At 63.2% G+C, this 21,610-nt stretch carries 18 protein-coding genes; 4 read left to right on the top strand and 14 right to left on the bottom strand.

Going from position 1 to position 21,610, the window contains the following annotated elements; translation table 11 throughout:
• Positions 1-194: 194 nt before the first annotated feature.
• From mgrA to XB14_RS07285, 9 genes are all read right to left on the bottom strand, one after another.
• A complete protein-coding gene (gene mgrA, locus XB14_RS07325; RefSeq protein ID WP_077960975.1) occupies positions 195-1,223 on the bottom strand; it encodes an L-glyceraldehyde 3-phosphate reductase in 1,029 nt (342 codons plus the stop codon).
• Positions 1,224-1,351: 128 nt separating this feature from the next.
• Positions 1,352-2,530: a Gfo/Idh/MocA family protein gene (locus tag XB14_RS07320; protein ID WP_077960974.1), complete on the bottom strand. Its 1,179-nt coding sequence runs from the start codon at positions 2,528-2,530 to the stop codon at positions 1,352-1,354.
• Positions 2,531-2,545: 15 nt separating this feature from the next.
• Positions 2,546-3,307 carry a sugar phosphate isomerase/epimerase family protein gene (locus tag XB14_RS07315; protein WP_077960973.1) on the bottom strand — a complete coding sequence of 254 codons (762 nt, stop codon included), beginning with the start codon at positions 3,305-3,307 and terminating at the stop codon, positions 2,546-2,548.
• A 43-nt stretch (positions 3,308-3,350) separates the two neighbouring features.
• Positions 3,351-4,040: a D-lyxose/D-mannose family sugar isomerase gene (locus tag XB14_RS07310; RefSeq protein WP_077960972.1), complete on the bottom strand. Its 690-nt coding sequence runs from the start codon at positions 4,038-4,040 to the stop codon at positions 3,351-3,353.
• A 5-nt stretch (positions 4,041-4,045) separates the two neighbouring features.
• The gene (locus XB14_RS07305) at positions 4,046-6,520 is read right to left on the bottom strand and encodes a glycoside hydrolase family 2 protein (RefSeq protein WP_077960971.1); all 2,475 of its coding nucleotides are present in this window, start codon (positions 6,518-6,520) and stop codon (positions 4,046-4,048) included.
• An 89-nt stretch (positions 6,521-6,609) separates the two neighbouring features.
• Complete coding sequence (locus tag XB14_RS07300) at positions 6,610-7,704, bottom strand: ABC transporter ATP-binding protein (protein ID WP_077960970.1); 1,095 nt, start codon at positions 7,702-7,704, stop codon at positions 6,610-6,612.
• Positions 7,705-7,708: 4 nt separating this feature from the next.
• Entirely contained in the window at positions 7,709-8,536 is an 828-nt protein-coding gene (locus tag XB14_RS07295) for a carbohydrate ABC transporter permease (protein WP_419178580.1), read from the bottom strand.
• Positions 8,537-8,651: 115 nt separating this feature from the next.
• Complete coding sequence (locus tag XB14_RS07290; RefSeq protein ID WP_077960968.1) at positions 8,652-9,560, bottom strand: carbohydrate ABC transporter permease; 909 nt, start codon at positions 9,558-9,560, stop codon at positions 8,652-8,654.
• 192 nt (positions 9,561-9,752) lie between these two features.
• Positions 9,753-10,988 (bottom strand): ABC transporter substrate-binding protein, encoded by a 1,236-nt coding sequence (locus XB14_RS07285; protein ID WP_077960967.1) that lies wholly within the window; start codon positions 10,986-10,988, stop codon positions 9,753-9,755.
• A gap of 520 nt (positions 10,989-11,508) precedes the next feature.
• On the opposite strand from XB14_RS07285, the gene XB14_RS07280 reads away from it, so the two are divergent.
• The 4 genes from XB14_RS07280 (at position 11,509) to XB14_RS07265 (ending at position 15,359) form a co-directional block, all read left to right on the top strand.
• Positions 11,509-12,564 carry a LacI family transcriptional regulator gene (locus XB14_RS07280; RefSeq protein WP_077960966.1) on the top strand — a complete coding sequence of 352 codons (1,056 nt, stop codon included), beginning with the start codon at positions 11,509-11,511 and terminating at the stop codon, positions 12,562-12,564.
• A gap of 112 nt (positions 12,565-12,676) precedes the next feature.
• Positions 12,677-14,299 (top strand): ABC-F family ATP-binding cassette domain-containing protein, encoded by a 1,623-nt coding sequence (locus XB14_RS07275; RefSeq protein WP_077960965.1) that lies wholly within the window; start codon positions 12,677-12,679, stop codon positions 14,297-14,299.
• A gap of 236 nt (positions 14,300-14,535) precedes the next feature.
• Entirely contained in the window at positions 14,536-14,991 is a 456-nt protein-coding gene (locus XB14_RS07270; protein ID WP_143348275.1) for a hypothetical protein, read from the top strand.
• 179 nt (positions 14,992-15,170) lie between these two features.
• Positions 15,171-15,359, top strand: coding sequence for a hypothetical protein (locus XB14_RS07265; protein ID WP_077960963.1), 189 nt, complete (start codon positions 15,171-15,173; stop codon positions 15,357-15,359).
• A gap of 82 nt (positions 15,360-15,441) precedes the next feature.
• Here the strand turns inward: XB14_RS07265 and gndA are convergent, their stop codons facing one another.
• The 5 genes from gndA to ccoG form a co-directional block, all read right to left on the bottom strand.
• Positions 15,442-16,872 carry an NADP-dependent phosphogluconate dehydrogenase gene (gene gndA / locus XB14_RS07260; RefSeq protein WP_077960962.1) on the bottom strand — a complete coding sequence of 477 codons (1,431 nt, stop codon included), beginning with the start codon at positions 16,870-16,872 and terminating at the stop codon, positions 15,442-15,444.
• Positions 16,873-17,052: 180 nt separating this feature from the next.
• On the bottom strand, positions 17,053-17,211 hold the full coding sequence (gene ccoS / locus XB14_RS07255) for a cbb3-type cytochrome oxidase assembly protein CcoS (RefSeq protein ID WP_043615060.1): 159 nt from the start codon (positions 17,209-17,211) through the stop codon (positions 17,053-17,055).
• Positions 17,208-19,499 (bottom strand): cation-translocating P-type ATPase, encoded by a 2,292-nt coding sequence (locus XB14_RS07250; protein WP_077960961.1) that lies wholly within the window; start codon positions 19,497-19,499, stop codon positions 17,208-17,210. Before XB14_RS07250 ends, ccoS begins: the two co-directional genes overlap by 4 nt.
• Complete coding sequence (locus XB14_RS07245) at positions 19,496-20,008, bottom strand: FixH family protein (RefSeq protein WP_419178568.1); 513 nt, start codon at positions 20,006-20,008, stop codon at positions 19,496-19,498. The genes XB14_RS07250 and XB14_RS07245 overlap by 4 nt, the downstream gene beginning before the upstream one ends.
• Positions 20,005-21,579: a cytochrome c oxidase accessory protein CcoG gene (ccoG, locus tag XB14_RS07240; protein WP_077960959.1), complete on the bottom strand. Its 1,575-nt coding sequence runs from the start codon at positions 21,577-21,579 to the stop codon at positions 20,005-20,007. Before ccoG ends, XB14_RS07245 begins: the two co-directional genes overlap by 4 nt.
• Positions 21,580-21,610: the final 31 nt, after the last annotated feature.

The following is a 21,610-nucleotide window of genomic DNA, read 5'->3' as shown; positions in this document are numbered from 1 at the left end:
AGTGGCTCTCCTCCTCGTTGCCCGTCGAAGGCGACGCAAATCGGCATCGCAACCGCCGGGCATCGTCGCACCTTACAGAAACACCGGACCATGTCCAGAAGCCGCTTTCCGGCGTTTATTCGACTTTTGTCTAATACGCCGGAAAGCGATGTGCTTTGCCTAAAATGCAGGCAAATCAATATTTTCGGTCGAAATCAGAGTTCGGCCGACTTGGCCCAGAGGTTGATGTCCGCCTCGCGCGCATAAAGATCGATCTCGGCCAATTCTTCCGCGGTGAACGTGTCGTTTTCGAGCGCCTTGACGCAATCGACGATCTGTTCCGAGCGGCTGGCGCCGATCAGCGCCGAGGTGATGCGGCCGTTGCGCAGCACCCAGGCAAGCGCCATCTGCGCCAGCGTCTGGCCGCGCTTTTCCGCGATGCCGTTCAGCTTGCGGATGTTGTCGATGATCTCCGGACGAATGAAGTCCTTCTTCAGGAAGTGGTTCTGCGCCGCACGGCTGTCGGACGGGATGCCGCCAAGATACTTCGTCGTCAGCATGCCCTGGGCAAGCGGCGAGAAGACGATCGAGCCGATGCCGAGGTCTTCGAGGGTGTGGATCAGGCCGTCGTCCTCGATCCAGCGGTTGAGCATCGAATAGCTCGGCTGGTGGATCAAGCACGGGGTGCCGAGATCCTTCAGAATCGCGGCCGCCTCGCGGGTGCGCTGCGAATTGTAGGAGGAGATGCCGACATAGAGCGCCCGGCCCGAACGCACGATATGGTCGAGCGCGCCGCAGGTCTCTTCGAGCGGCGTCTCCGGATCGAAGCGGTGTGAATAGAAGATGTCGACATAGTCGAGGCCCATGCGCTTCAGGCTCTGGTCGCAGGACGCGATCATGTATTTACGGCTGCCCCACTCGCCATAGGGACCGGCCCACATGTCGTAGCCGGCCTTGGACGAGATGATCAGCTCGTCGCGCAGGTGCGCGAAGTCCGTGCGCATGATTTCGCCGAAAGCGGTCTCGGCCGAGCCCGGAGGCGGGCCGTAATTGTTGGCGAGATCGAAATGGGTGATGCCGAGATCGAAGGCGGTGCGGCACATGTCGACCTTGCGGTCGTGCGGGGTATCGCCGCCGAAATTGTGCCAGAGCCCCAGCGAGATCGCCGGCAGCTTCAGGCCGGAACGGCCGAGGCGGTTATACTTCATGGTGTCGTAGCGGTTTTCCGCCGGTAGCCAGGTCATCGCAAAATCCTCCGCGATCCGTGTCCGGGTGGCAAACCTTTCCGCCACCCTCAAAATGAAACGGTTTCCGTCGCGGCTGGCCGCAACGGAAACCTCAGTTCTGAAAGGTCTAAACCTGTCTGTTGTCGCTATGAAGCCGCAGCGACGCGATTTCCCGATATTTCTTCTTGCGGCTCACGCAGCAGTGCCCGCGCTTCCTCGATGCCGAGGGCTGCCGGCTGGGTGCAGGTGGTGGAGAGCTCGATGAAGCGCCCCTCGTCGCCGGACTTCAGGATCGAGACCATGACATCGACGCCGTGCAGCGCACGGTCGAGCGAGCAGCGGGCGTCGCGGCCTTCGAGGATTGCCAGCGCCATGTCGGCAAGGCCGGACGTGCGGTAGTTGGCCATCGGCCCCTGCGGGTGCTCCTGGTTGGCAATGCCGAAGGGGTGATCCCAGGGTTCCAGCGGCTGGATGTTCTTGTCCTGGCCGCTGATCTCCACGGTGCCGCCGAAGAAGTTCGGGTCGGGCACGTAGAGCGAGCCTTCGGTGCCGTAGAGCTCCATATTGGCGTGGCGGTGCGACCAGACATCCCAGCTCGCCGACAGCGTGATCGTCGCACCGTTCTGAAACTCGAGCAGCGCATGGATGTTGGTGGGGGTCTTGACCGGGATCACCTCGCCCTTGCGCGGTTCACTGGTGATGGTGCGGGTCGGGTTGGCCATGGTGGCGAGAGCCGCCACGCGCTTCACCGGTCCGATCAGGTTGATCAGGTTGGCGATGTAGTAGGGACCGAGATCGAGGATCGGGCCGCCGCCGGGCAGGAAGAAGAAGTCCGGGTTCGGATGCCACATCTCCATGCCCGGGCTCATGACGTGGCAGGTGCCCGAGGTCACCCGGCCGATCTTGCCGTCATCAATAGTGCTGCGGGCAAGCTGGTGCGCACCGCCGAGGAAAGTGTCCGGCGCGCAGCCGACGGAAAGGCCCTTCGCCTTGGCGATCGCCCTCAGGTCCTCGCCCTGTTCCAGCGAAAGCACCAGCGGCTTTTCCGAGTAGACATGCTTGCCGGCTTCGAGGATCGCCTTCGACACCGGATAATGCGCATCCGGGATCGTCAGATTGACGACGATGTCGACGTCAGGGTTCGCGAGCAACGCCTCGATGCTCTGGGCCTCGACGCCGTATTCAGCCGCCCGTGCCTCGGCCGCTGCCGGGTTCAGGTCGGCGCAGGCGACGACCTTAATGCCCCTGAAGAGCGGGGCGAGCTTGAAGTAGGTGGTGGAGATGTTGCCGCATCCGATGATGCCGACGCCAAGTTCCTTGGTCATGGATAAACCTGCTTCTCAATAGGATTGGATGGAAGCGAGCGAACGCTTGGCGAAGCGCTTGAAATCGCTCGGATTGTCGTGCTCGGCGATGAAGTAGCGGACCTTGGTTCCCGAGAGCGCCTGGAACAGGCCCTTCCAGTCGACCGTGCCCTCGCCGACATCGGCCCAGCCGTCCTCGTCCTTCTTCTCGCCCGTCGGCGCGATGTCCTTCACGTGCACGGCAGTGATGCGGTCGCCATACTTCTTGATCCAGGCGATCGGATCGGCACCGCCGCGGATGATCCAGGCGATATCGGCCTCCCAGGAGAGGTCCGGACCGCCTGCGAAGATCAGGTCCTGCGGGATGCTGCCGTCCGGCAGGGCCGCGAACTCGAAGTCGTGGTTGTGCCAGCCGAAGATCAGCCCGGCATCGCGATAGGGCTTGCCGGCCTTCTGCAGCCGCTCGCCGAAGGCGCGCCAGCCGGCGGCATCGGTCGGGCGCTGTTCGGGCATGAGGTAGGGGCAATAGATCGCCTTGATGCCGAGCGCCTTGGCGATTTCGAGCACGCGGGCCGGATCGCTCTCCAGCATGTCGAGGCCAAAGTGCGCGGTCGGCATGGCAAGACCATTCTCGTCGAGACCTTCCTTGAAGCTGGCGATCTCGGCGTCGCTGAGCGCCGCATAGAGCGCGCCATAACCCTCGACCTGGCTGTAGCCGGCATCGCCGAGCGCCTTCAACACGTTGGCGAACGGCGGGAAGTTGCGGGCGCTGTAAAGCTGGAAACTGACGTCCTTCATGAAATCCTCCTCGATTTCGTCCTTGGGGGGTCTTGGGATCGGATCACTTGAGCCAGGTGTCGTAGTCCGACACCAGCAGGTGGGTGGGTGCCGCGTCCTCCTCGATCGCCGAGAAGCGACCGACGGGCTCGCGGAAATAGTTGTCGGTGAGATCGTCGTTGACGGTCGAAACCTCGCCCATCAGCACGTCGGCGCCTTCGGCCCAGAAGGCATGCCAGTTACCGGGCAGAAGCGTGACGCTTTCGCCGGCCTTGAGCTTCAGCAATTCACCGGCCTTCAGCGTGCGCAGCCGCGCGTCGGTGGCGACGACCACGTCGCTCTCCTCGTCGACGCTGCCGTCAGACTTCGAATTGTACATCTGCAGCACCAGCGCGCCGCCGCCGCGGTTGATGATGTCCTCGGTCTTTATCGCGTGGCGATGTAGCGGGTTGACCTGGTCCTTGGCGGTAATCATCAGCTTTTCGGCATAGACCATGCCCTGCCCGGCCTTAAGGTTCGACGCATCGCCGTTGCGCAGCGTAAAGAGCACAAGCCCGAAATCGTCGAAGCGGCCCTTGCCGTAGTCGGTAATGTCCCAGCCAAGGCGGGCGTCGAAGATCGTCGGGCTGTCCGATGCGACGTGCGACTTCAACTGCTCCGGCGACCAGTAGGCAAAGGGCGGCAGCGTGAAGCCGAAGCTCTTCATGAAGGCATCGCTCTCGCCGATGATGTCGTTGACGTGGCTGCGTTTCATGGCGGTCAACCCTTTCCCTGGCAGGATTCGAGATCGAAGGCGGTAAGGCGCGGACGTTCGCCTGCGCCAAGCGGCACCTTCGGGGTGAAACGGATGACCTTTGTCTCGCCGGCCAAGAGGTCGAAGGCGTTGTCGGAATAGCGCCCGGCGACATCAGCCTCGACCATCACATGTAGCGCCAGGCCGCTCGCCTTGACCGTGACGTCGAAGGCGCCCTCGCCCGCCGGCGCCACATCGAGCGTCAGGCCGGATGGCTGCAGGTCCAGTGCCTTGTAGGTGCCGTTCACGTGATGGCCCTCGCCGGACATGCCGTTCGACGCCTCGAAGGACCAGAACAAAAGGTCGCCTTCAGGAATGTCGAAGGCGGCGATCGTCACCAGCGTCGCCGCCCGGTCCGGACTGCAGGTACCGGCGGCAGCCGTCAGCGGCGTGCGCCGGCCATCGAGCGAAACCAGGAAGGTCTGCAGCTCGACGGTCACGGGCTCGGCCGTGTCGTTGACCATCGAGAAGGCGATCTCCTTGCCATCGGCCGACGGAATGGCCGCGACCGAGACCGGCTGGAAAAAGCGGCGTACCATGTAATGCATCGCCTTCCAGCTGCCGCCATAGTCGAGGCTCGACCAGGAGGCGACCGGCCAGGTGTCGTTGAGCTGCCAGTAGAGCGTGCCCATGCAATGGGGCTTCAGCGAACGCCAGTAGTCGACCGCCGTGCGGATCGCCAGCCCCTGCTGGATCTGGCTGAGATAGACGAAAGCCGGGAAATCCTTCGGGAAGCGGAAGTAGCGGAACATCGTGCCGGCGATGCGTTCGTTGCCGCCGACATTCTTCTGGTGGCTCTCGATCACGGGCGATGCGATGTTGAGGTCCTTCTCCGCCGCAAACTGCCGGATGACCGGCATCGACGTGTAGGACTGGAAGCCGAACTCCGAGCAGAAGCGCGGGCGCACGGTGCGGTAATTGTCGAAAGACTTGTTCTCGTGCCAGACCGACCAGTAGTGCATGTCGCCGGAGCCATCCGCATGCCAGGCGTCGCCGAAATCGAGGTAGCCGGAGGCCGGGCTCGATGGCCACCAGATCGCCTCTGGCAATGCCGCCTTCAGCGCCACTTCGATGGTGCGGTTCAGCCGGTCATAGGAAACGAGATAGCGGTCGCGATCCTTGCGCGGCTCGTCGAACCAGGTGAGTGCGCCAACAAGCTCGTTGTCGCCACACCAGACCGCGATCGACGGATGCGCCGACAGGCGCTTGGCCTGATGGTCCACCTCGGCTGCGACATTCTCCAGGAAATCCGGCGTCGAGGGATAGAGGTTGCAGGCGAACATGAAGTCCTGCCAGACCATGAGGCCCAGCCGGTCGCAGAGATCGTAGAACCAGTCCGGCTCGTAGAAGCCGCCGCCCCAGACGCGGATCATGTTCATGTTGGCATCGACAGCCGAGGTCAAAAGGTCCTCGACGCCCTCCGGTGTGACCCGCGACGCCAAAGCATCGGCCGGGATCCAGTTGGCGCCCTTGCAGAAGATCTCGCGACCGTTGACGCGGAAGGCAAAGCGGCTGCCGGCCTCGTCCTTGTCGGTCAGGAGCTCGATGGTGCGAAAGCCGATCTGGCGGCTCACCTGTTCCTGCGGCACCTCGACGGTGAGCTGCGACAGGTGCTGCTCGCCGCTGCCTGCCGGCCACCAGCGCTTTGGCTCTGCGACGGTGAAGACGTGGGTGATGCGCGTCTCGCCCTTGCCGACGGCGCAATCCAGCCGTTCGCGGTCCTCGTCGAGCGAGAAATGCACCGGTACGATGCCGGGCGCGTCGGCAAACAGCGTCAGCGTCACCACCAGATCGACCGAACCGTCCTCAAGCCAGACCTGCTTGGTCGTCACATGTTCGATGCGGGCGATCTCCAGCCGGCAAAGCGCGATCTCGCCGTAGACGCCGAGCGGCGCGATTGCGAGGTTCCAGTCCCAGCCGAAATGGCACTGGGGCTTCCTCAGCATGTTGCCGTTGGCAATCGGCGAATTGCCGGGATGGTAAGGCACATAGAACGGCTGTTCGGCCTGGCGCCGCGCGCCCTCGGCAATCGAGGAATGCAGGACGATACGGATGCGGTTTTCGCCGGCAACCAATGCCTTCGAGACATCCGGCCGGTAGCGGCGGAAGCAGTTTTCCGCTTCGAGCACGGCCACGTCGTTGACGAAGACCGAGGCGACCGTGTCGAGGCTCTCGAGGTCGAGATACCAGTAGCCCGAGAGGTCATCGGCTGCGACCGCTACCGTGCGCTCGATCGCCCAATCCTTGTGCGCCACCCACTGCACGTCGTTCTCGTTGCGACCGACATAGGGATCGTCGATCACGCCCGCCGTAAGCAAGGCAGAATGCACGTCGCCCGGCAGCGCGATCGTCAGCGTATGGCTGTTGTCGACCGAAGAAAGCTGCCAATCCCCTGCGAGATCGAGGCGAATGGCGGTGCGGGTGAAATCCTCAGAGAGCATGCGCATGGTTCCATAGATCGACCGGCCACGCCGGCACAGTCATTGCTGGGAGGTGCCGGGCAACGATCCCTGCCCGGCATCTCTTTATTTCACAGTCGGTTCTCGCTTGTCGCATCGAAGATCGAGGCAACCGCCATGTCGAAGGAGAGCGTGACCGCCGTGCCCGGCGCATAGCGCCGCTGGCCGGCGATGCGCACGGACATCGACTGTCCGGCAAGCTTCAGCCACAGCAGGTTGTCGGCGCCCATCGGTTCCTCGATATCGACGACCGCCCGGTGCGACGCTGCCGCCCCACTGGCCGCCTCATCGACGCGCACATGCTCGGGCCTGAGGCCCAGCACGACCTTCTGTCCGTGTACGAATGGCGCGCGCGACGGATAGGCCGACACGTCGAAATCGACGCCGTTGGCGTGGACGTAGGCGCGCTGGTCGCGAAGCTGCAGCTCGCCGCGGAAGAAGTTCATCGACGGCGAGCCGATGAAGCCGGCGACAAACAGGTTTTCCGGCGCGTTGTAGATCGTCATCGGATCGGCCAGCTGCTGGATGACGCCGCTCTTCATGACGGCGATGCGATCGGCGAGCGTCAGCGCCTCGATCTGGTCGTGGGTGACGTAGATCATGGTGTTCTTCAGCGACTGGTGCAGCCGCTTGATCTCGACGCGCAGCTCCGAGCGCAGCTTGGCGTCGAGGTTGGAGAGCGGCTCGTCGAACAGGAACACGTCGACATCACGCACCAGCGCCCGACCGATCGCCACGCGCTGGCGCTGGCCGCCCGACAGTTCCGAGGGCTTGCGCTTCAGGAGCGGCTGGATCTGCAGGATCTCGGCGGCGCGGCTGACGCGCTTGTCGATCTCCTCCTTCGGCACCTTGGCGACCTGCAGGCCGAAGGAGAGGTTCTTTTCCACCGACATCTGCGGATAGAGCGCGTAGGACTGGAACACCATGCCGATGCCGCGGTCCTTGGGCTCCTCCCAGGTGACGTTCTTGTTCTTGATGAAGATCTGCCCGTCGCTGACATCGAGAAGGCCGGCGATGCAGTTGAGCAGGGTCGACTTGCCGCAGCCGGACGAGCCGAGCAGCACCAGGAACTCGCCGTCCTTGATGTCGAGGTTGAGCGTGTCGAGCACAGTGACGGCACCGAAGCTCAACGACAGGTCTTTTACCGATACGCTGACGTTTTGCATGTCCTTACCCTTTCACTGCGCCGGCGGCGATGCCGCGGACAAAAAGCCGTCCGGAGACGAAGTAGACGAAGAGCGGCACGGCGCCCGTGAGGATCGTCGCTGCCATGTTGACGTTGTACTCCTTCACGCCCTGGACCGAGTTGACGATGTTGTTGAGCTGAACCGTCATCGGGTAATATTCCGGCCGGGTGAACACGACGCCGAAGAGGAAGTCGTTCCAGATGCCGGTGACCTGCAGGATCATCGCCACGACGAAGATCGGCAGCGACATTGGCAGCATGATCTTGAAGTAGATGGTCCAGAAGCCTGCGCCATCGACGCGCGCGGCCTTGAACAGTTCCTCCGGCAGGCCGGCGAAATAGTTGCGGAAGAGCAGCGTCAGGATCGGCATGCCGAAGATGGTATGAACGAGGATCAGACCGGTCAGCGTGCCGTAGACGCCCATTTCGCGCAGCACGATGACGATCGGATAGATCATCACCTGATAGGGAATGAAGGCGCCGACGATCAGGATCGTGAAGAACAGCTCCGCCCCCTTGAAGCGCCAGTTGGCGAGCGCATAGCCATTGACCGAGGCGATCGCGATCGAGACGAGCGTCGAGGGAACGGTGATGCGCACCGAGTTCCAGAAGCCGCGCGAAAGCCCGTCGCAGTTGAGCCCCGTGCAGGCGCTCGCCCAGGCCTTGACCCAGGGCTCGAAGGTGATTTCGACCGGCGGCGCGAAGATGTTGCCGAGCCGGATTTCCGGCATGCCCTTGAGCGAGGTTATGACCATCACATAGAGCGGCAGCAGGTAATAGAGCGCCACGACAACAAGCGTGCCGTAGATCATGATGTTGCGACCGGAAAGCGCCCGGCGGGGTTTTCGCCCACGCGGCCCGGCAATAACGCGATCCGTCTGCGCCTGAGGTGCGGCTTCGTCAGCCACCGAATTGAAAGCAACGATATCAGACACGCTTGCGCCCTCCCCCGAATTCCAGATAGGCCCAAGGCACGATGATGATGGCGACGGTGATGAGCATCATGGTCGAGGCAGCGAAGCCCTGGCCGAGGTTCTGCGCCTGGAACATGTAGTCGTAGACGTATTTTGCCGGCACTTCCGACGCGATCCCGGGACCGCCGCTCGTCTGCGCCACCACGAGGTCGTAGACCTTGACGATGCCGCTTGCGATGATCACCAGCGTGGTTATGAAGACCCCGCGCATCATCGGGATGACGACGAAGATGTAGGTCTTCCACATCGGAATGCCGTCGACGCGCGCAGCCTTCCAGATGTCCTCGTCGATGCCGCGAAGCCCCGCGAGCATCAGGCACATCACGAGCCCGGTGCCTTGCCAGAGGGCGGCGATCAGGATCCCGTAGATGACGATGTCGGCATTGTAGAGCGGGTCGAAGGTGAAGGTCTCCCAGCCGAGCGAGCGCACCACCGACTGGATGCCGAATTCCGGATTGAGCATCCATTGCCACACCAGCCCCGTCACGATGAAGGACAGGGCGAAGGGATAGAGCATGATGGTGCGGAAGGTGTTCTCGAAGCGGATCTTCTGGTCCATCAGCGCCGCCAGAACGAAGCCGATGACGAGGCTGAAGATCAGCGAGAAGATGCCGTAGATGGCGAGGTTCTGCACCGAGACCAGCCAGCGCGGCGCGTCCCACAGGCGTTCGTATTGATCAAGGCCGACGAAGGACAGCCGCGGCAAGAGCTTGGAATTGGTGAAGGAATAGACGACCGTCCAGATCGTGCCACCGAGGAAGATCACCACGGCCGTCAGGATCATCGGGACGGAGGCAATCTTCGCGTTCAGGTTCCGCAGCCACTGGTTCGGTCGGCCCGAACCTTGTGTGTGACCCGCCATGTTTCGTTCCTCCGGAACTGCATTGGGTTTCGGACGATGGGCAGCGCCAATTGCGCCTCGCCGCATCAGGGCGACAACCACTCCCAGGCAGTCCGCGAACACGTTGCGCGCAGGCTGCCGGCACGGACACGCCATGCCGCGTGGGAGGCCTGACCGACCTCGCTTAAGCGAGGCCGGTCAAGGCAGTTGCGGTTACTCCGCGTTCGCGATGATGTCGGCGAAGCGCTTCTGCGCATCTTCCGGCGTGATCGACGGGTTGGCGAAGAATTCGGAGAACAGGTCCTCCTTCTGCTTCTGGCTGTCGGCCGAAAGCAGCTGGTCGGTACCCTGGATCACGTTGCCCTTGGCAAGGATGTCCAGGCCCTTCTTCATGCAGTCGTTGGCAGCAGCCAGGTCGACGTCGCCGCGCACCGGCAGCGAGCCCTTCTTGAGGTTGAAGGCGACCTGGGTCTTCGGATCGAGCAGCGTCGAAGCGAGCGCTTCCTGCGCCTTCGACTTTTCCTCATCCTTCAAAAGCGGGAAGTAGAAGGCGTCGCCGCCGGTCGAGATGATCTCGTTGACACCGAGGCCTGGCAGGCAGGTGTAATCCGTTCCGGCCTTCTGACCGGCGAGCGCGAATTCACCCTGAGCCCAGTCACCCATGATCTGGCCGCCGGCCTTGCCGGTGATGACCATGTTGGTCGCCTGGTTCCAGTCCTGGACATTGGTGCCCTTGGACATGCGGCGCGCGTCGTCGGCGGCCTTGAAGACCTTGGCGATCTCAGGGCCTGCGGCCACTTCTTCATCCTTGTCGCCAAAGACCTTCTGGAAGGTGTCCTTGCCGGCGATCGCCACCATCAGCACGTCGAAGGCGCCGGCTGCCTGCCATGGCTGGCCACCGACGGCGAGCGGCACGATGCCGGCCTTTTCGAGTGCCGGTGCAGCCGCCACGAACTCGTCCCAGTTCTTCGGCACTTCGACGCCGGCCGTCTTGAAGGCAGCGTTCGACAGCCACAGCCACTGCCAGGAGTGGATGTTGACCGGCGCGCAATAGATCTTGCCGTCGATGGTGCAGGAATCGAGCAGGCTCGCCGGCTTGATGATGTCCTTCCACTTTTCGCGGGTCGCGACATCGGTCAGGTCGCGCATCATGCCGGCCTGAACCAGCTCTTCCGCCTGACGACCATGGTTGAACTGCGTGGCACCCATCGGGTCGCCGCCGGTGATGCGGCTTACCATGATCGGGCGCGCCGTGCTGCCCGAGCCAGCGATCGCGCCATCGACCCAGTGATTGCCCGTTGCGTCGAAGGCCTTGGCGAGTTCCGCGACCGCGGCAGCTTCGCCACCCGAGGTCCACCAATGGGTCACTTCAAGATCGGCAGCGCTGGCTGCGCTGAGCGGCAGAGCCACGGCGGCTGAAAGCACGGCGGCGAAAGAACGTAAATTCATGAGTCTCCTCCCTCACTGTAACGTTACCGTAAAAAACTTAGTGCAATCGATTACAGGACGCAACACCCACCACAATCGATTTAAACAGAATCTTAAAAAACACCCATTGCGTGCAGATGACAGGCGCTATCCAAAGCGCTTTGTGCCCGCCACCGTCCCCTTCGCAGCGTGCAGCAGTCTCTTATATCGCGCTGAATCTCATGGCTTTTCTGCGAGGACGCCAAAGCGACACGGAGGCCGCCATCTCGCAAGCGCAAAAAGCACGCACCGAAGGCCGTGATTCAACCAGTCCGCTCGATCTTTCGCAGCGCAGCAACGAAAACGCTCGACATCACAACTGTATCGTTACAGATTTGAAGCAATTTGATCCATCCAAAGCAGCATAGCCGCCAACGACTTTTCGTATATAAGGCGATGACGTAACAGGGCGACGGCGCAGCGGACGGGACTGAACCGACGCGCTTCGCTGCCGTTTGGGCAAACGGGCGGCGTGCGGCAAGAGAGTGGGTGGGTGACGGCAATGGACAGCAAGACGAAAAACAGGCCGCAGACGCTGCCGGAAGGAGCCAGGCCGACGCTGAAGACGATCGCCTTCATGACCGGGCTCGGAATTACCACGGTGTCACGGGCGCTGAAGGACGCGCCCGACATCGGCGCCGAAACCAAGGAACGCGTGCGCCTTGTCGCCAAGCAGATCGGCTACCAGCCGAATCGCGCCGGCGTGCGCCTGCGCACCGGCAAGACCAATGTCATCAGCCTCGTCCTGACGCTGGAAGAAGAGATCATGGGCATTACCAGCCCGATGGTCGTCGGCATCACCGAGATCCTCGCCGGCACGCCCTATCACCTGGTTGTCACCCCCTATAGCGCCGTCAAGGATGCGCTGGCGCCGATTCGCTACATCCTCGACACCGGCGCTGCCGACGGCGTGATCATCTCGCGCACCGAGCCGCATGATCCGCGCGTGGCGTTGCTGACGGAGCGCGGCCTGCCCTTCGTCACCCACGGCCGCACCGAAATGGGGATCGTCCACCCCTACCACGACTTCGACAACGAGCGTTTCGCCTATGAGGCGGTGCGCAAGCTCGTCGCCCGCGGCCGGCGGAAGCTGGTGCTGCTCGAGCCGCCGCCGCACCTCACCTTCTATTCGCACATGCGTGCCGGCTTCGAGCGGGGCCTACGCGACTTCCAGGCGGACGCGGTCAGCTTCCACCAGACCAACATCGACCATTCGCTGGTCGAGATCCGCGATGCCTTCGAGGTGCTGATGCGCTCGGCGGACGCGCCCGACGGCATCGTCTCGGGCAGCGGCTCCGGCGCGATCGCTCTGATCGCCGGTCTGGAGATGGCCAAGAAGAAGCTCGGCGAAGACTGCGACATGGTCTCAAAGTCCCCGAGCGACTTCCTGCGCTGGCTTCGCCCGGAGGTCATGACCATGTATGAGGACATCCGGATTGCCGGTCGGGAACTGGCAAAAGCGGTGATCGGCCATATCGATGGCCAGCCGCCAGAAACGCTGCAGAGCCTCAGCCAGCCCGAGTTCCAGCCGCCGATCACCCGCGGTTTGCGCGCCTAGGAACGGCTGAAAACAGCCCTCAAGTCTTGCTTGTGACGCAGAAACCTGCGACAGGCCGGGGCAACAATTGGGCGCGACTGCGCCCCGCTCCTCCCTTCAGGCTACCGCAGACATGATCCGTATCGAAAACATCAGCAAGCAGCTCAGCCACCGCATCCTTTTCATCGAAGCCTCCGCCGCCCTCAACCGCGGCGAAAAGGTCGGTCTCGTCGGTCCGAACGGCGCCGGCAAGTCCTCGCTCTTTCGCATGATCACCGGCGAGGAAATCCCGGACGAAGGCCAGGTCGCCGTCGATAAGGGCGTCACCATCGGCTACTTCAACCAGGACGTCGGCGAGATGTCCGGCAACAGCGCTGTTTCCGAAGTGATGAACGGCGCCGGACCGGTGAGCGAAGTCGCCGCCGAACTGCGCGAGCTCGAGGCCGCCATGGTCGATCCGGATCGCCTCGACGAGATGGACGCGATCATCGAGCGTTACGGCGAGGTGCAGGCGCGCTACGAGGAGCTCGACGGCTACGCGCTCGAAGGCCGCGCTCGCGAAGTGCTGGCGGGCCTGAGCTTTTCCCAGGAAATGATGGACGGTGACGTCGGCAAGCTCTCGGGCGGCTGGAAGATGCGCGTGGCGCTCGCCCGCATTCTGCTCATGCGCCCTGACGTGATGCTGCTCGACGAACCAAGCAACCATCTCGATCTCGAAAGCCTGATCTGGCTCGAAGACTTCCTGAAGAACTATGACGGCGCGCTGATGATGACCTCGCACGACCGCGAGTTCATGAACCGCATCATCACCAAGATCGTCGAGATCGACGGCGGTCAGCTCAATGCCTATTCGGGCGACTACGGCTTCTACGAGCAGCAGCGCGCCCAGAACGAGAAGCAGCAGCAGGCGCAGTTCGAGCGCCAGCAGGCGATGCTCGCCAAGGAAATCAAGTTCATCGAGCGCTTCAAGGCGCGCGCCTCGCACGCCTCCCAGGTGCAGAGCCGGGTGAAGAAGCTCGAAAAGATCGACAGGGTCGAGCCGCCGAAGCGCCGCCAGACCGTCGCCTTCGAATTCCGCCCGGCGCCGCGTTCCGGCGAAGACGTCATCAACATCAAGGGCGTGCACAAGAAATACGGCAGCCGCAGCATCTATGAAGGTCTCGACTTCATGGTGCGCCGTCGCGAGCGCTGGTGCATCATGGGCATCAACGGCGCCGGAAAGTCGACGCTCCTGAAGCTTGTCGCCGGCTCGACCGAGCCGGACGAAGGCAACGTCGCGCTCGGCGCCAGCGTCAAGATGGGCTACTTCGCCCAGCATGCGATGGACGTGCTCGATGGCGACCGCACGGTGCTGCAGCAGCTCGAAGACACCTTCCCGCAGGCCGGCCAGGCGCCGCTGCGCGCCCTTGCCGGCTGCTTCGGCTTTTCCGGCGACGATGTCGAGAAGAAGTGCCGGGTGCTTTCGGGCGGCGAGAAGGCGCGCCTCGTCATGGCGATCATGCTCTTCGACCCGCCGAACCTGCTCGTGCTCGACGAGCCGACCAACCACCTCGATCTCGACACCAAGGAAATGCTGATCAAGGCGCTCGCGGACTACGAAGGCACCATGCTCTTCGTGTCGCACGACCGCCACTTCCTCTCAGCCCTTTCCAACCGTGTGCTGGAGCTGACGCCCGAGGGCATCCATCAGTATGGCGGCGGTTACACGGAATATGTCGCGCGCACCGGCCAGGAAGCGCCGGGTCTTCGCAGCTGAGGCATAAAGCAAGCTGGGCGTCGCGCGCCGGCGCCCAGCATTTCGCAGTCACCGCCTTCCTCGGCGGGACCGAGGACCTGCAAGCAGAGCCCGAACGCACAACGCGACCCTGCTCTAAATCGGTACTGAAAAAACTAGGTTCTTGTGGCGCTGCCGTGGCAACGCCCACCGATCCTAACTTATCACGCCGTGAAATCGATGGGACTTTGGTCCGACTCTTGCCGCCAAAGGTCTGAGTGTCATTGCCGCGCCATGCACCGGTCACATATTGCACGGGCTGGGGCGCCATCGCAGCAAACAAAAAGCTGCCAATCACTTTGAGACAGGTGATGTTCGGCATGACATCGAGAATTGCATGGAAAGACAGGCTGACCGACCGCGCGTGGGGCTTCCTGTCCAATCCCTTGACCATCGGCCTCTATCTTGCGTTCGCCATGCTTTGCGCCTTCGTCGGCAGCGCAACGACCGGTATCCCGGCCTATCTGCTCATGGCCATCGGCTTTCTGCTGGTGATCTTTGTCGATCCGCCAAAGAGGCTGGGCAAGCTGCGGCAACGGCGCCGCCGCTCGTCGCCGGCAAACACGGTTACGCCGTTCCCGCGTCGAACGGATGAGCGCGAAACGATGCGGGGTTCGCAGCACCCTGGCGAACGCAGCCGAACCCGCGACGGCCGTCGCGCTTCTCGGCGCTAGCCGCGCGCCCGCCAGGGGTCTTTGGGACAACTGGCGTCACGCGGTGCACAAGCCCCAGCCGGCAACAATCGGCACTTTCGGCCGTTTCCCGTCTGACGTACATTCAAAGGAACGGACGCATGACGTCCACGGTGCAGGCAAGCCATCAGCACAGATGGCGATGAAAGCGCGTGGGCACGATGAAGACCAAACACTTTGTGTTTCAGATCTTTCGCGCCGCCTTCACCGACAGGCTGGTGTTGATCATCGTTGTGCTGATGATTGCCTCGCTTTTCGCCGTCCTGCCGATCAAGTCCTGTTCCAATCCCAGCGCGTCAGGCGGCGGGTCAACCGCGGAACGATCGGCACTTGTCTCGGTGACAGGCTAGCATCCAGTCCGGGCATCACGATCCCCAAACGAAAACGGGGCGACCCGAAGGCCGCCCCGCATTGATCTGTTTACCCGAACGCTCAGGCGTTGAGGCCGCTGCCCCACGGGCCGTGGTGGCTGTCGGCGCCGTCGATGCGGTCGAAGCCATGGGCGCCGAAGAAGTCGCGCTGCGCCTGGATGACATTGGCCGTGCCGCGGCCGCGGCGGTAGCTGTCGAAGTAGCCAAGGGCCGAAGCGAGCGCCGGGACCGGCAGGCCGCCGAGAACCGCTGCCGAGACGACGCGGCGCAATGCCCCGTCGGTTTCCTTGACCATGCCGGCAAAGGCCGGCGTGACGATAAGGTTGGCGACGTCAGGCGCCTTGGTGAAGGCCGTGGTGATCTCGTCAAGGAACTGCGAGCGGATGATGCAGCCGGCGCGCCAGATCTTGGCAATGGTCGGCATCGGCAGGTTCCAGTTGAACTCCTTCGAGGCCGCCGACATCACGGCGAAGCCTTGCGCATAGGCGCCGATCTTGGCGGCAAGCAGCGCGCTTTCGAGATCCTTGATGAAGGCTGCCTTGTCGGCAACCTTGAACTCGCCGACTGCGGGAAGGCCGAGGATCTTCTCGGCCGCTTCGCGCTCGTCCTTCATCGAGGAAATGCTGCGCGCGGCAACCGCCGCCTCGATGCCGGTTGCCGGCACGCCCATGTTCTGCGCCTCGATCACCGACCATTTGCCGGTGCCCTTCTGGCCGGCCTTGTCGAGGATAAGGTCGACGATCGGCTTGCCGGTCAAAGGATCGGCCGCCTTCAGCACCTTCTCGGTGATCTCGATCAGGTAGGAATTGAGACGGCCCTTGTTCCAGGTGCCGAAGACTTCGCCGATCTCGGTCGCCGACATCTTCAGGCCGTCGCGCAGGATGCCGTAGATTTCGGCGATCATCTGCATGTCGGCATATTCGATGCCGTTGTGGATGGTCTTGACGAAGTGGCCGGCGCCGTTTTCGCCGAGCCAGGCGACGCAAGGCACGTTGTCATACTTGGCGGCGATCGAGGTCAGCACGGTCTCGACGCGCTTCCAGGACTCTTCCTTGCCGCCGACCATGATTGACGGACCGTGGCGCGCGCCTTCCTCACCGCCGGAAACACCCATGCCGATGAAGGTAAGCCCCGAATCCTTCAGCGCCTCGAAGCGGCGCATCGTGTCGCGGAAATTGGCGTTGCCGGCATCGATCATGATGTCGCCCTTGGCGAGATAGGGCTTCAGGATTTCCATCTGCTGGTCGACCGGCTCGCCGGCCTTGATCATGATGATGATCGGGCGCGGCGGGCGGATGGCGGCGACAAACTCTTCAATGGTGTCGCAGGGCACGATCTGGCCCTGGAGGTCGCCGGCCTCCGCGTAGAATTTGTGCGTCGCTTCGACGGTGCGGTTGAAGACCGCGATCTTGTTGCCTTTTTCAGCGATGTTGAGCGCCAGGTTCGAGCCCATGACGCCGAGACCGATTAGGCCGATTTCCGCCTGTGACACGTGATTGCCTCCATTGGACAGAAGTGCCGGGCGCGATCGGGATAAGCGCGTCAGAGCCGGCTCTTCGAATTGAACTTCGCCCCCTTGCGCAGGGCTCTCTCGAAGGCCCTGGCGCGAGAAGCGACGGCGGAGGTTGTTTTGGCATTCAAATCGATTAAGGACAAGCGATTACTGAGAAAATCACTTCTTTTCAGGCTTGCCGTCGCCATCGTCGAGAACCCGCCAGGAGGCGCCCTCAAGGTCCTCATACTGACCGCTTTTCAGCGCCCAGAGGAAGGCGACGAGGCCTATTCCGCCGAGAAACAGCGCGATGGGAATGAGATAGATCAGCGTATTCACGAGGCGCTCCCGACCGGCCGCAGGGCGGCAGGCGCCCGGCCGTCCGGCGCCGCCTCGGCAACATTGCCGGTCGCAGCGCGCAGACGCAAGGCATTGGCAACGACGATCACCGACGAGGTCGACATCGCGACCGCCGCGATCAGCGGCGTCGCATAGCCGAGGATCGCGATCGGCACGGCGATGACGTTGTAGCCGATCGCCAGGGCAAAGTTCTGGCGGATCAGCCGCCCGGCCCGGCGCGACGTATCGATCGCCATCGGCACGGCGTTCAGCCCCTGGTGCAGGAAGACGAAGTCTGCCGCCTGGCGGCCAACATCGGCGGCCGTTGCCGGCGCCATCGAGACGTGGGCTGCCCTGAGCGCCGGTGCGTCGTTGATGCCGTCGCCGACCATCAGCACCCGGTGCCTGCCCTCGGCCGCCACCGCGCATTCATCCACCTTGCCGCGCGGCGTCAGTTCCGCCTTGAAACGGTCGATGCCGGCCCGCTTGGCAAGGGCGGCGACGACCGGCGCCCGGTCGCCCGAAAGAATGCCCGTCGAAAGGCCGAGCCGTCCAAGCTCCTCGATGCTCTCGCGGGCGAACGGCCTGAGCCGGTCCTCGAAGCGGAAGCAGGCGAGTTCGCGGTCATCGAGCGACAGTATCACTTCCGACTGGCCGGTCGCCTCGCCGGCATCGCCGCAGGCAAAGGCGCGGCTGCCAAGCCGGTAGAGACCGGCTTGCGTCTGCGCTTCAATGCCGGCGCCGGGGATTTCGCGTATCTCGCCGGCAACAACCGGCGCAAGCCTTGCTGCATCATGTATGGCCATCGCCAGCGGATGGCGCGAATGAACGGCGAGCCCCGCCGCCGTCGCGAGGATCGATGGCTGAATGTCCCCGCCATTGACGAGCCGCGGCTCGCCGACCGTGAGTGTTCCGGTCTTGTCGAGCAGAACCGTATCGATCTCGGCAAGCCGCTCCATCGCCGAGCCGTCCTTGACCATGACGCCGTTCTGGAAGAGCCGCCCGGCGGCAATCACCTGCACGACCGGCACCGCAAGGCCGAGCGCGCAGGGGCAGGTGATGATCAGCACGGCCACCGCGACCAGCATCGCATGATGGAAGTCGCCATAGACGAACATCCAGCCGATGAAGCTGAGCAGAGCCAGCAGATGCACCGCCGGCGAATAATATTGCGCCGCGCGGTCGGCGATGCGGCGATAGCGCGCCCTGCCCCCTTCGGCGGCCTCCATCAATCCCATGATCTCGGCAAGCAGCGAGTCGCGCGCCGCAGCCGTCGCCTCGATCGTCAGCGGTCCGGTGAGATTCAGCGTGCCGGCCTCGACGGTGTCGCCGACCTTGATCGGTCCCGGCGCGCTCTCGCCATTGACGATCGAACGGTCGAGATCGCTGGTACCCATGAGGATGCGGCCATCGACTGGGATACGCTCTCCGGCTGATATCGCCAGCTTTTCGCCGGGCTTGATTTCGTCGACCGGGCGGTACTCACGGCCACCCTCCGCGTCGAGCACCATGGCGCCGCGCGGCGAAAGTCTTGCCAGGCTGCTGATCGCCGAACGGGCGCGGCCGCGCATCATATGATCGAGCGTGCGGCCGATCAAAAGGAAGAACAGCAGCATCACCGTGCCGTCGAACCAGGCATGGGTGCCGTGGGTGATCGTCTCATAAAGCGAGATCGAGAAGGAAAGCGTGATCGCGAGCGCAATCGGCACATCCATGTTGGTGCGGCCGTGCTTCAGCGCGTTCCAGGCCGACGCATAGAAGAAACGTCCTGCATAGATCAGCGTCGGGGCGGCAATCAGCGCCGAGATCCAGTGAAAGAGATCGCGGGTCGCAGCTTCCGCCCCCGACCAGACGGAGACCGAGAGCAGCATGATGTTGGCCGAGGCGAAACCGGAGACGGCAACGGCGCGCACCAGCTTCTTCAGCGTCTGGTCGCCGTCTTCCTCGCCCGGCGCGAAAAGGTGGGTCTCGTAGCCCCGCGAACGGATGGCCCGCGCCAGTTCGCGCGGATCGGTGCGGGCGCCATTTACCTCTTCCTTCCAGACGATCGACACGCGCCGCGAGGAAAGGTTCACACGCGCCCGATCAACCTCCGGCCGTGTCTTCAAGGCGCCCTCGATCGTGCTGATGCAGGCGCCGCAATGCACGCCGGGGACGCTGAGGTCCGTCTGGCGCAGGCCGCCGCCGAGCGACCGGCTCATCAGCCAGAGCTCTTCCGTGGTCGGCAGCCCCTGCCCGGCCCTGTCTATCTTCAGAGCCATCTCGGTTCCGGGGGCGCAGCAGCTCATTGGGCGGCTCCCGGCACGATGAAGCGGATCGCCTGGCGGTAGACGACGGTGTCGCCCGAGGTCGCGGTGATGTCGGCGATCCACTGGCCGCGCTTCAGCGCGGTTGCGGCAACGAAGACGCCCTCGCCCTGATGTGCCATCTCGACCGTGACGTCCTCATGCTCCTCGACCGGGCGCTTCAGCACAGCCACCACCTTGTCGGCGGTCATCTCGGGATTGCCCTGACGGGTCAGCGTGTAGCGAAGCGCCCCTTTCCCGACGACGAGCTTGCCGTCGAGCCCGCTTGCGACAAAGGCCTTCGCTTCCTTCACCTTGCCGTTGAACTGCTGGCTGGCGACATAGGTGTTCTGCACCACCAGCCCGCTCCAGCTATGGCTGGCATTCCAGGCCATGATCAGATTGACGGTGATGATCGTGCCGAAGAACAGCACCATGACGCCAAGCATGTGCCAGCCGGTGAAGGGCCGTGGCGCCTTTGCCTGTTTCGCCCCTGCCTGATTCATTGTCATTTGGCGGCTCCCGGGCTGTTGAAGTTGGCCTTGTAGACATCACGCTCGTGGCTCGAGGGATCCTCGACAATCAGGCTGAAACCGTCAGCCGCTTCGGAGAGCTTATCCTTCGGCAGCGTCACGAACACCTTCACCGCCGTCACCTTGTCCGGATCTACGCCGATGGCAAAGGTTCGGCCGTCGCCCGGCGCCTGGCCGGCAATGCGCATCGTTGCCGAGGACATGCCGTCGATTGCGAGCGTGATCGTGCGCTGTTCAGGGATCATGTTCAAGAGCTTGACCATGTAGCCGTTGCGCACCGAACCGTCGGATTCGAGGACGAATTGCGGGTTGCGGTCGTGCAGCACGTTGAGCTCCAGCCGGTCGCGCGCAAGCAGCGCATAGATGAGACCGATGCCGACCAGCGTCCAGACGCCGAGATAGAGAAGCACGCGCGGCCGGAAGACGATCTTCCAGTTGAAGTGACGCACCTTGTCGGCGAAGGTGCCGTCTTCCTTGCGCACCCGGGAAGGCTCGATCGCCACCGTGCCGCCATTGGTCGCGAGCGCCATGTTGGCAGCGTAGTCGTTGAGCGTCGCATAGGAGATCAGCCCGCGCTCGCGGCCAATCTTGTCCATGACGCCGTCACAGGCGTCGATGCAGAGCGCGCAGGTGATGCATTCGAGCTGCTGGCCGTCGCGAATGTCGATGCCCATCGGACAGACGACGACGCAGGCGTTGCAATCGACGCAATCGCCGACCGCCTCCCCGGCAGCGACGGCCTTTTTCTGGTGGCGCGAGCGCGGCTCGCCGCGCCAGTCGTTATAGGTCACGACCAGCGAGTTTTCGTCGAGCATCGCCGCCTGGATGCGTGGCCACGGGCACATATAGGTGCAGACCTGCTCGCGCATCAGTCCGCCGAAAACATAGGTCGTCGCCGTGAGGATAGCGACGGTCATGTAGGCGACCATGGGCGCTTCCAGCGAAACGAAGCTTTTCAAAAGCGTCGGCGCATCGGCGAAATAGAAGATCCAGGCACCGCCGGTGGCGATGCCGATCATGATCCAGATCGAGTGCTTCGACACCCGCTTGATCACCTTGTCGAACGTCCACGGCCCGGCATCGAGCTTCATGCGGGCATTGCGGTCGCCTTCGATGTAGCGTTCGACCACCAGGAAGAGATCGACCCAGACCGTCTGCGGACAGGTATAGCCGCACCAGGCGCGGCCGACGGCCGAAGTCACAAGGAACAGGCCGAAACCGGCCATGACGAGCAGGCCTGCGACGAAGAAGAATTCCTGCGGCCAGATCTCGATGAAGAAGAAATAGAAGCGCCGGGCGGCGATATCGACGAGCACCGCCTGGTCCGGTGCATGCTCGCCGCGATCCCAGCGGATCCAGGGCGTCAGGTAATAGATCCCGAGCGTCACCAGCATCACCAGCCACTTGAACTGGCGGAACCGTCCCTCGGCGCGCTTCGGGAAGATCTTCTTGCGTTTTTCGTAAAGCGGCTTGCGCACGTGCGCCGCATTGACCGGCTCGGCCTCGTGACGTTCGACGGAGGCTGGATTTGCGGCGGATTGAGGGCTCATTTGTGGGAAATCCCCGGATATGTCATGTATT

The organism is Ensifer adhaerens, from assembly GCF_002007205.1.
GTDB lineage: Bacteria > Pseudomonadota > Alphaproteobacteria > Rhizobiales > Rhizobiaceae > Ensifer > Ensifer adhaerens_D.
Note: the sequence above shows the minus strand (reverse complement) of the source record. Positions and strands in the feature narration are given on the sequence as shown.

Coding starts and splice junctions, on each gene's coding strand:
- XB14_RS07275 (WP_077960965.1), top strand. CDS start 12,677: ATGATCCGTATCGAAAACATCAGCAAGCAGCTCAGCCACCGCATCCTT.
- XB14_RS07280 (WP_077960966.1), top strand. CDS start 11,509: ATGGACAGCAAGACGAAAAACAGGCCGCAGACGCTGCCGGAAGGAGCC.
- XB14_RS07295 (WP_419178580.1), bottom strand. CDS start 8,536: ATGATCTACGGCACGCTTGTTGTCGTGGCGCTCTATTACCTGCTGCCG.
- XB14_RS07310 (WP_077960972.1), bottom strand. CDS start 4,040: ATGAAACGCAGCCACGTCAACGACATCATCGGCGAGAGCGATGCCTTC.
- XB14_RS07250 (WP_077960961.1), bottom strand. CDS start 19,499: ATGAGCTGCTGCGCCCCCGGAACCGAGATGGCTCTGAAGATAGACAGG.
- XB14_RS07305 (WP_077960971.1), bottom strand. CDS start 6,520: ATGCTCTCTGAGGATTTCACCCGCACCGCCATTCGCCTCGATCTCGCA.
- ccoG (WP_077960959.1), bottom strand. CDS start 21,579: ATGAGCCCTCAATCCGCCGCAAATCCAGCCTCCGTCGAACGTCACGAG.
- XB14_RS07265 (WP_077960963.1), top strand. CDS start 15,171: ATGAAGACCAAACACTTTGTGTTTCAGATCTTTCGCGCCGCCTTCACC.
- XB14_RS07285 (WP_077960967.1), bottom strand. CDS start 10,988: ATGAATTTACGTTCTTTCGCCGCCGTGCTTTCAGCCGCCGTGGCTCTG.
- XB14_RS07320 (WP_077960974.1), bottom strand. CDS start 2,530: ATGACCAAGGAACTTGGCGTCGGCATCATCGGATGCGGCAACATCTCC.
- XB14_RS07300 (WP_077960970.1), bottom strand. CDS start 7,704: ATGCAAAACGTCAGCGTATCGGTAAAAGACCTGTCGTTGAGCTTCGGT.
- XB14_RS07245 (WP_419178568.1), bottom strand. CDS start 20,008: ATGACAATGAATCAGGCAGGGGCGAAACAGGCAAAGGCGCCACGGCCC.
- XB14_RS07290 (WP_077960968.1), bottom strand. CDS start 9,560: ATGGCGGGTCACACACAAGGTTCGGGCCGACCGAACCAGTGGCTGCGG.
- mgrA (WP_077960975.1), bottom strand. CDS start 1,223: ATGACCTGGCTACCGGCGGAAAACCGCTACGACACCATGAAGTATAAC.
- XB14_RS07315 (WP_077960973.1), bottom strand. CDS start 3,307: ATGAAGGACGTCAGTTTCCAGCTTTACAGCGCCCGCAACTTCCCGCCG.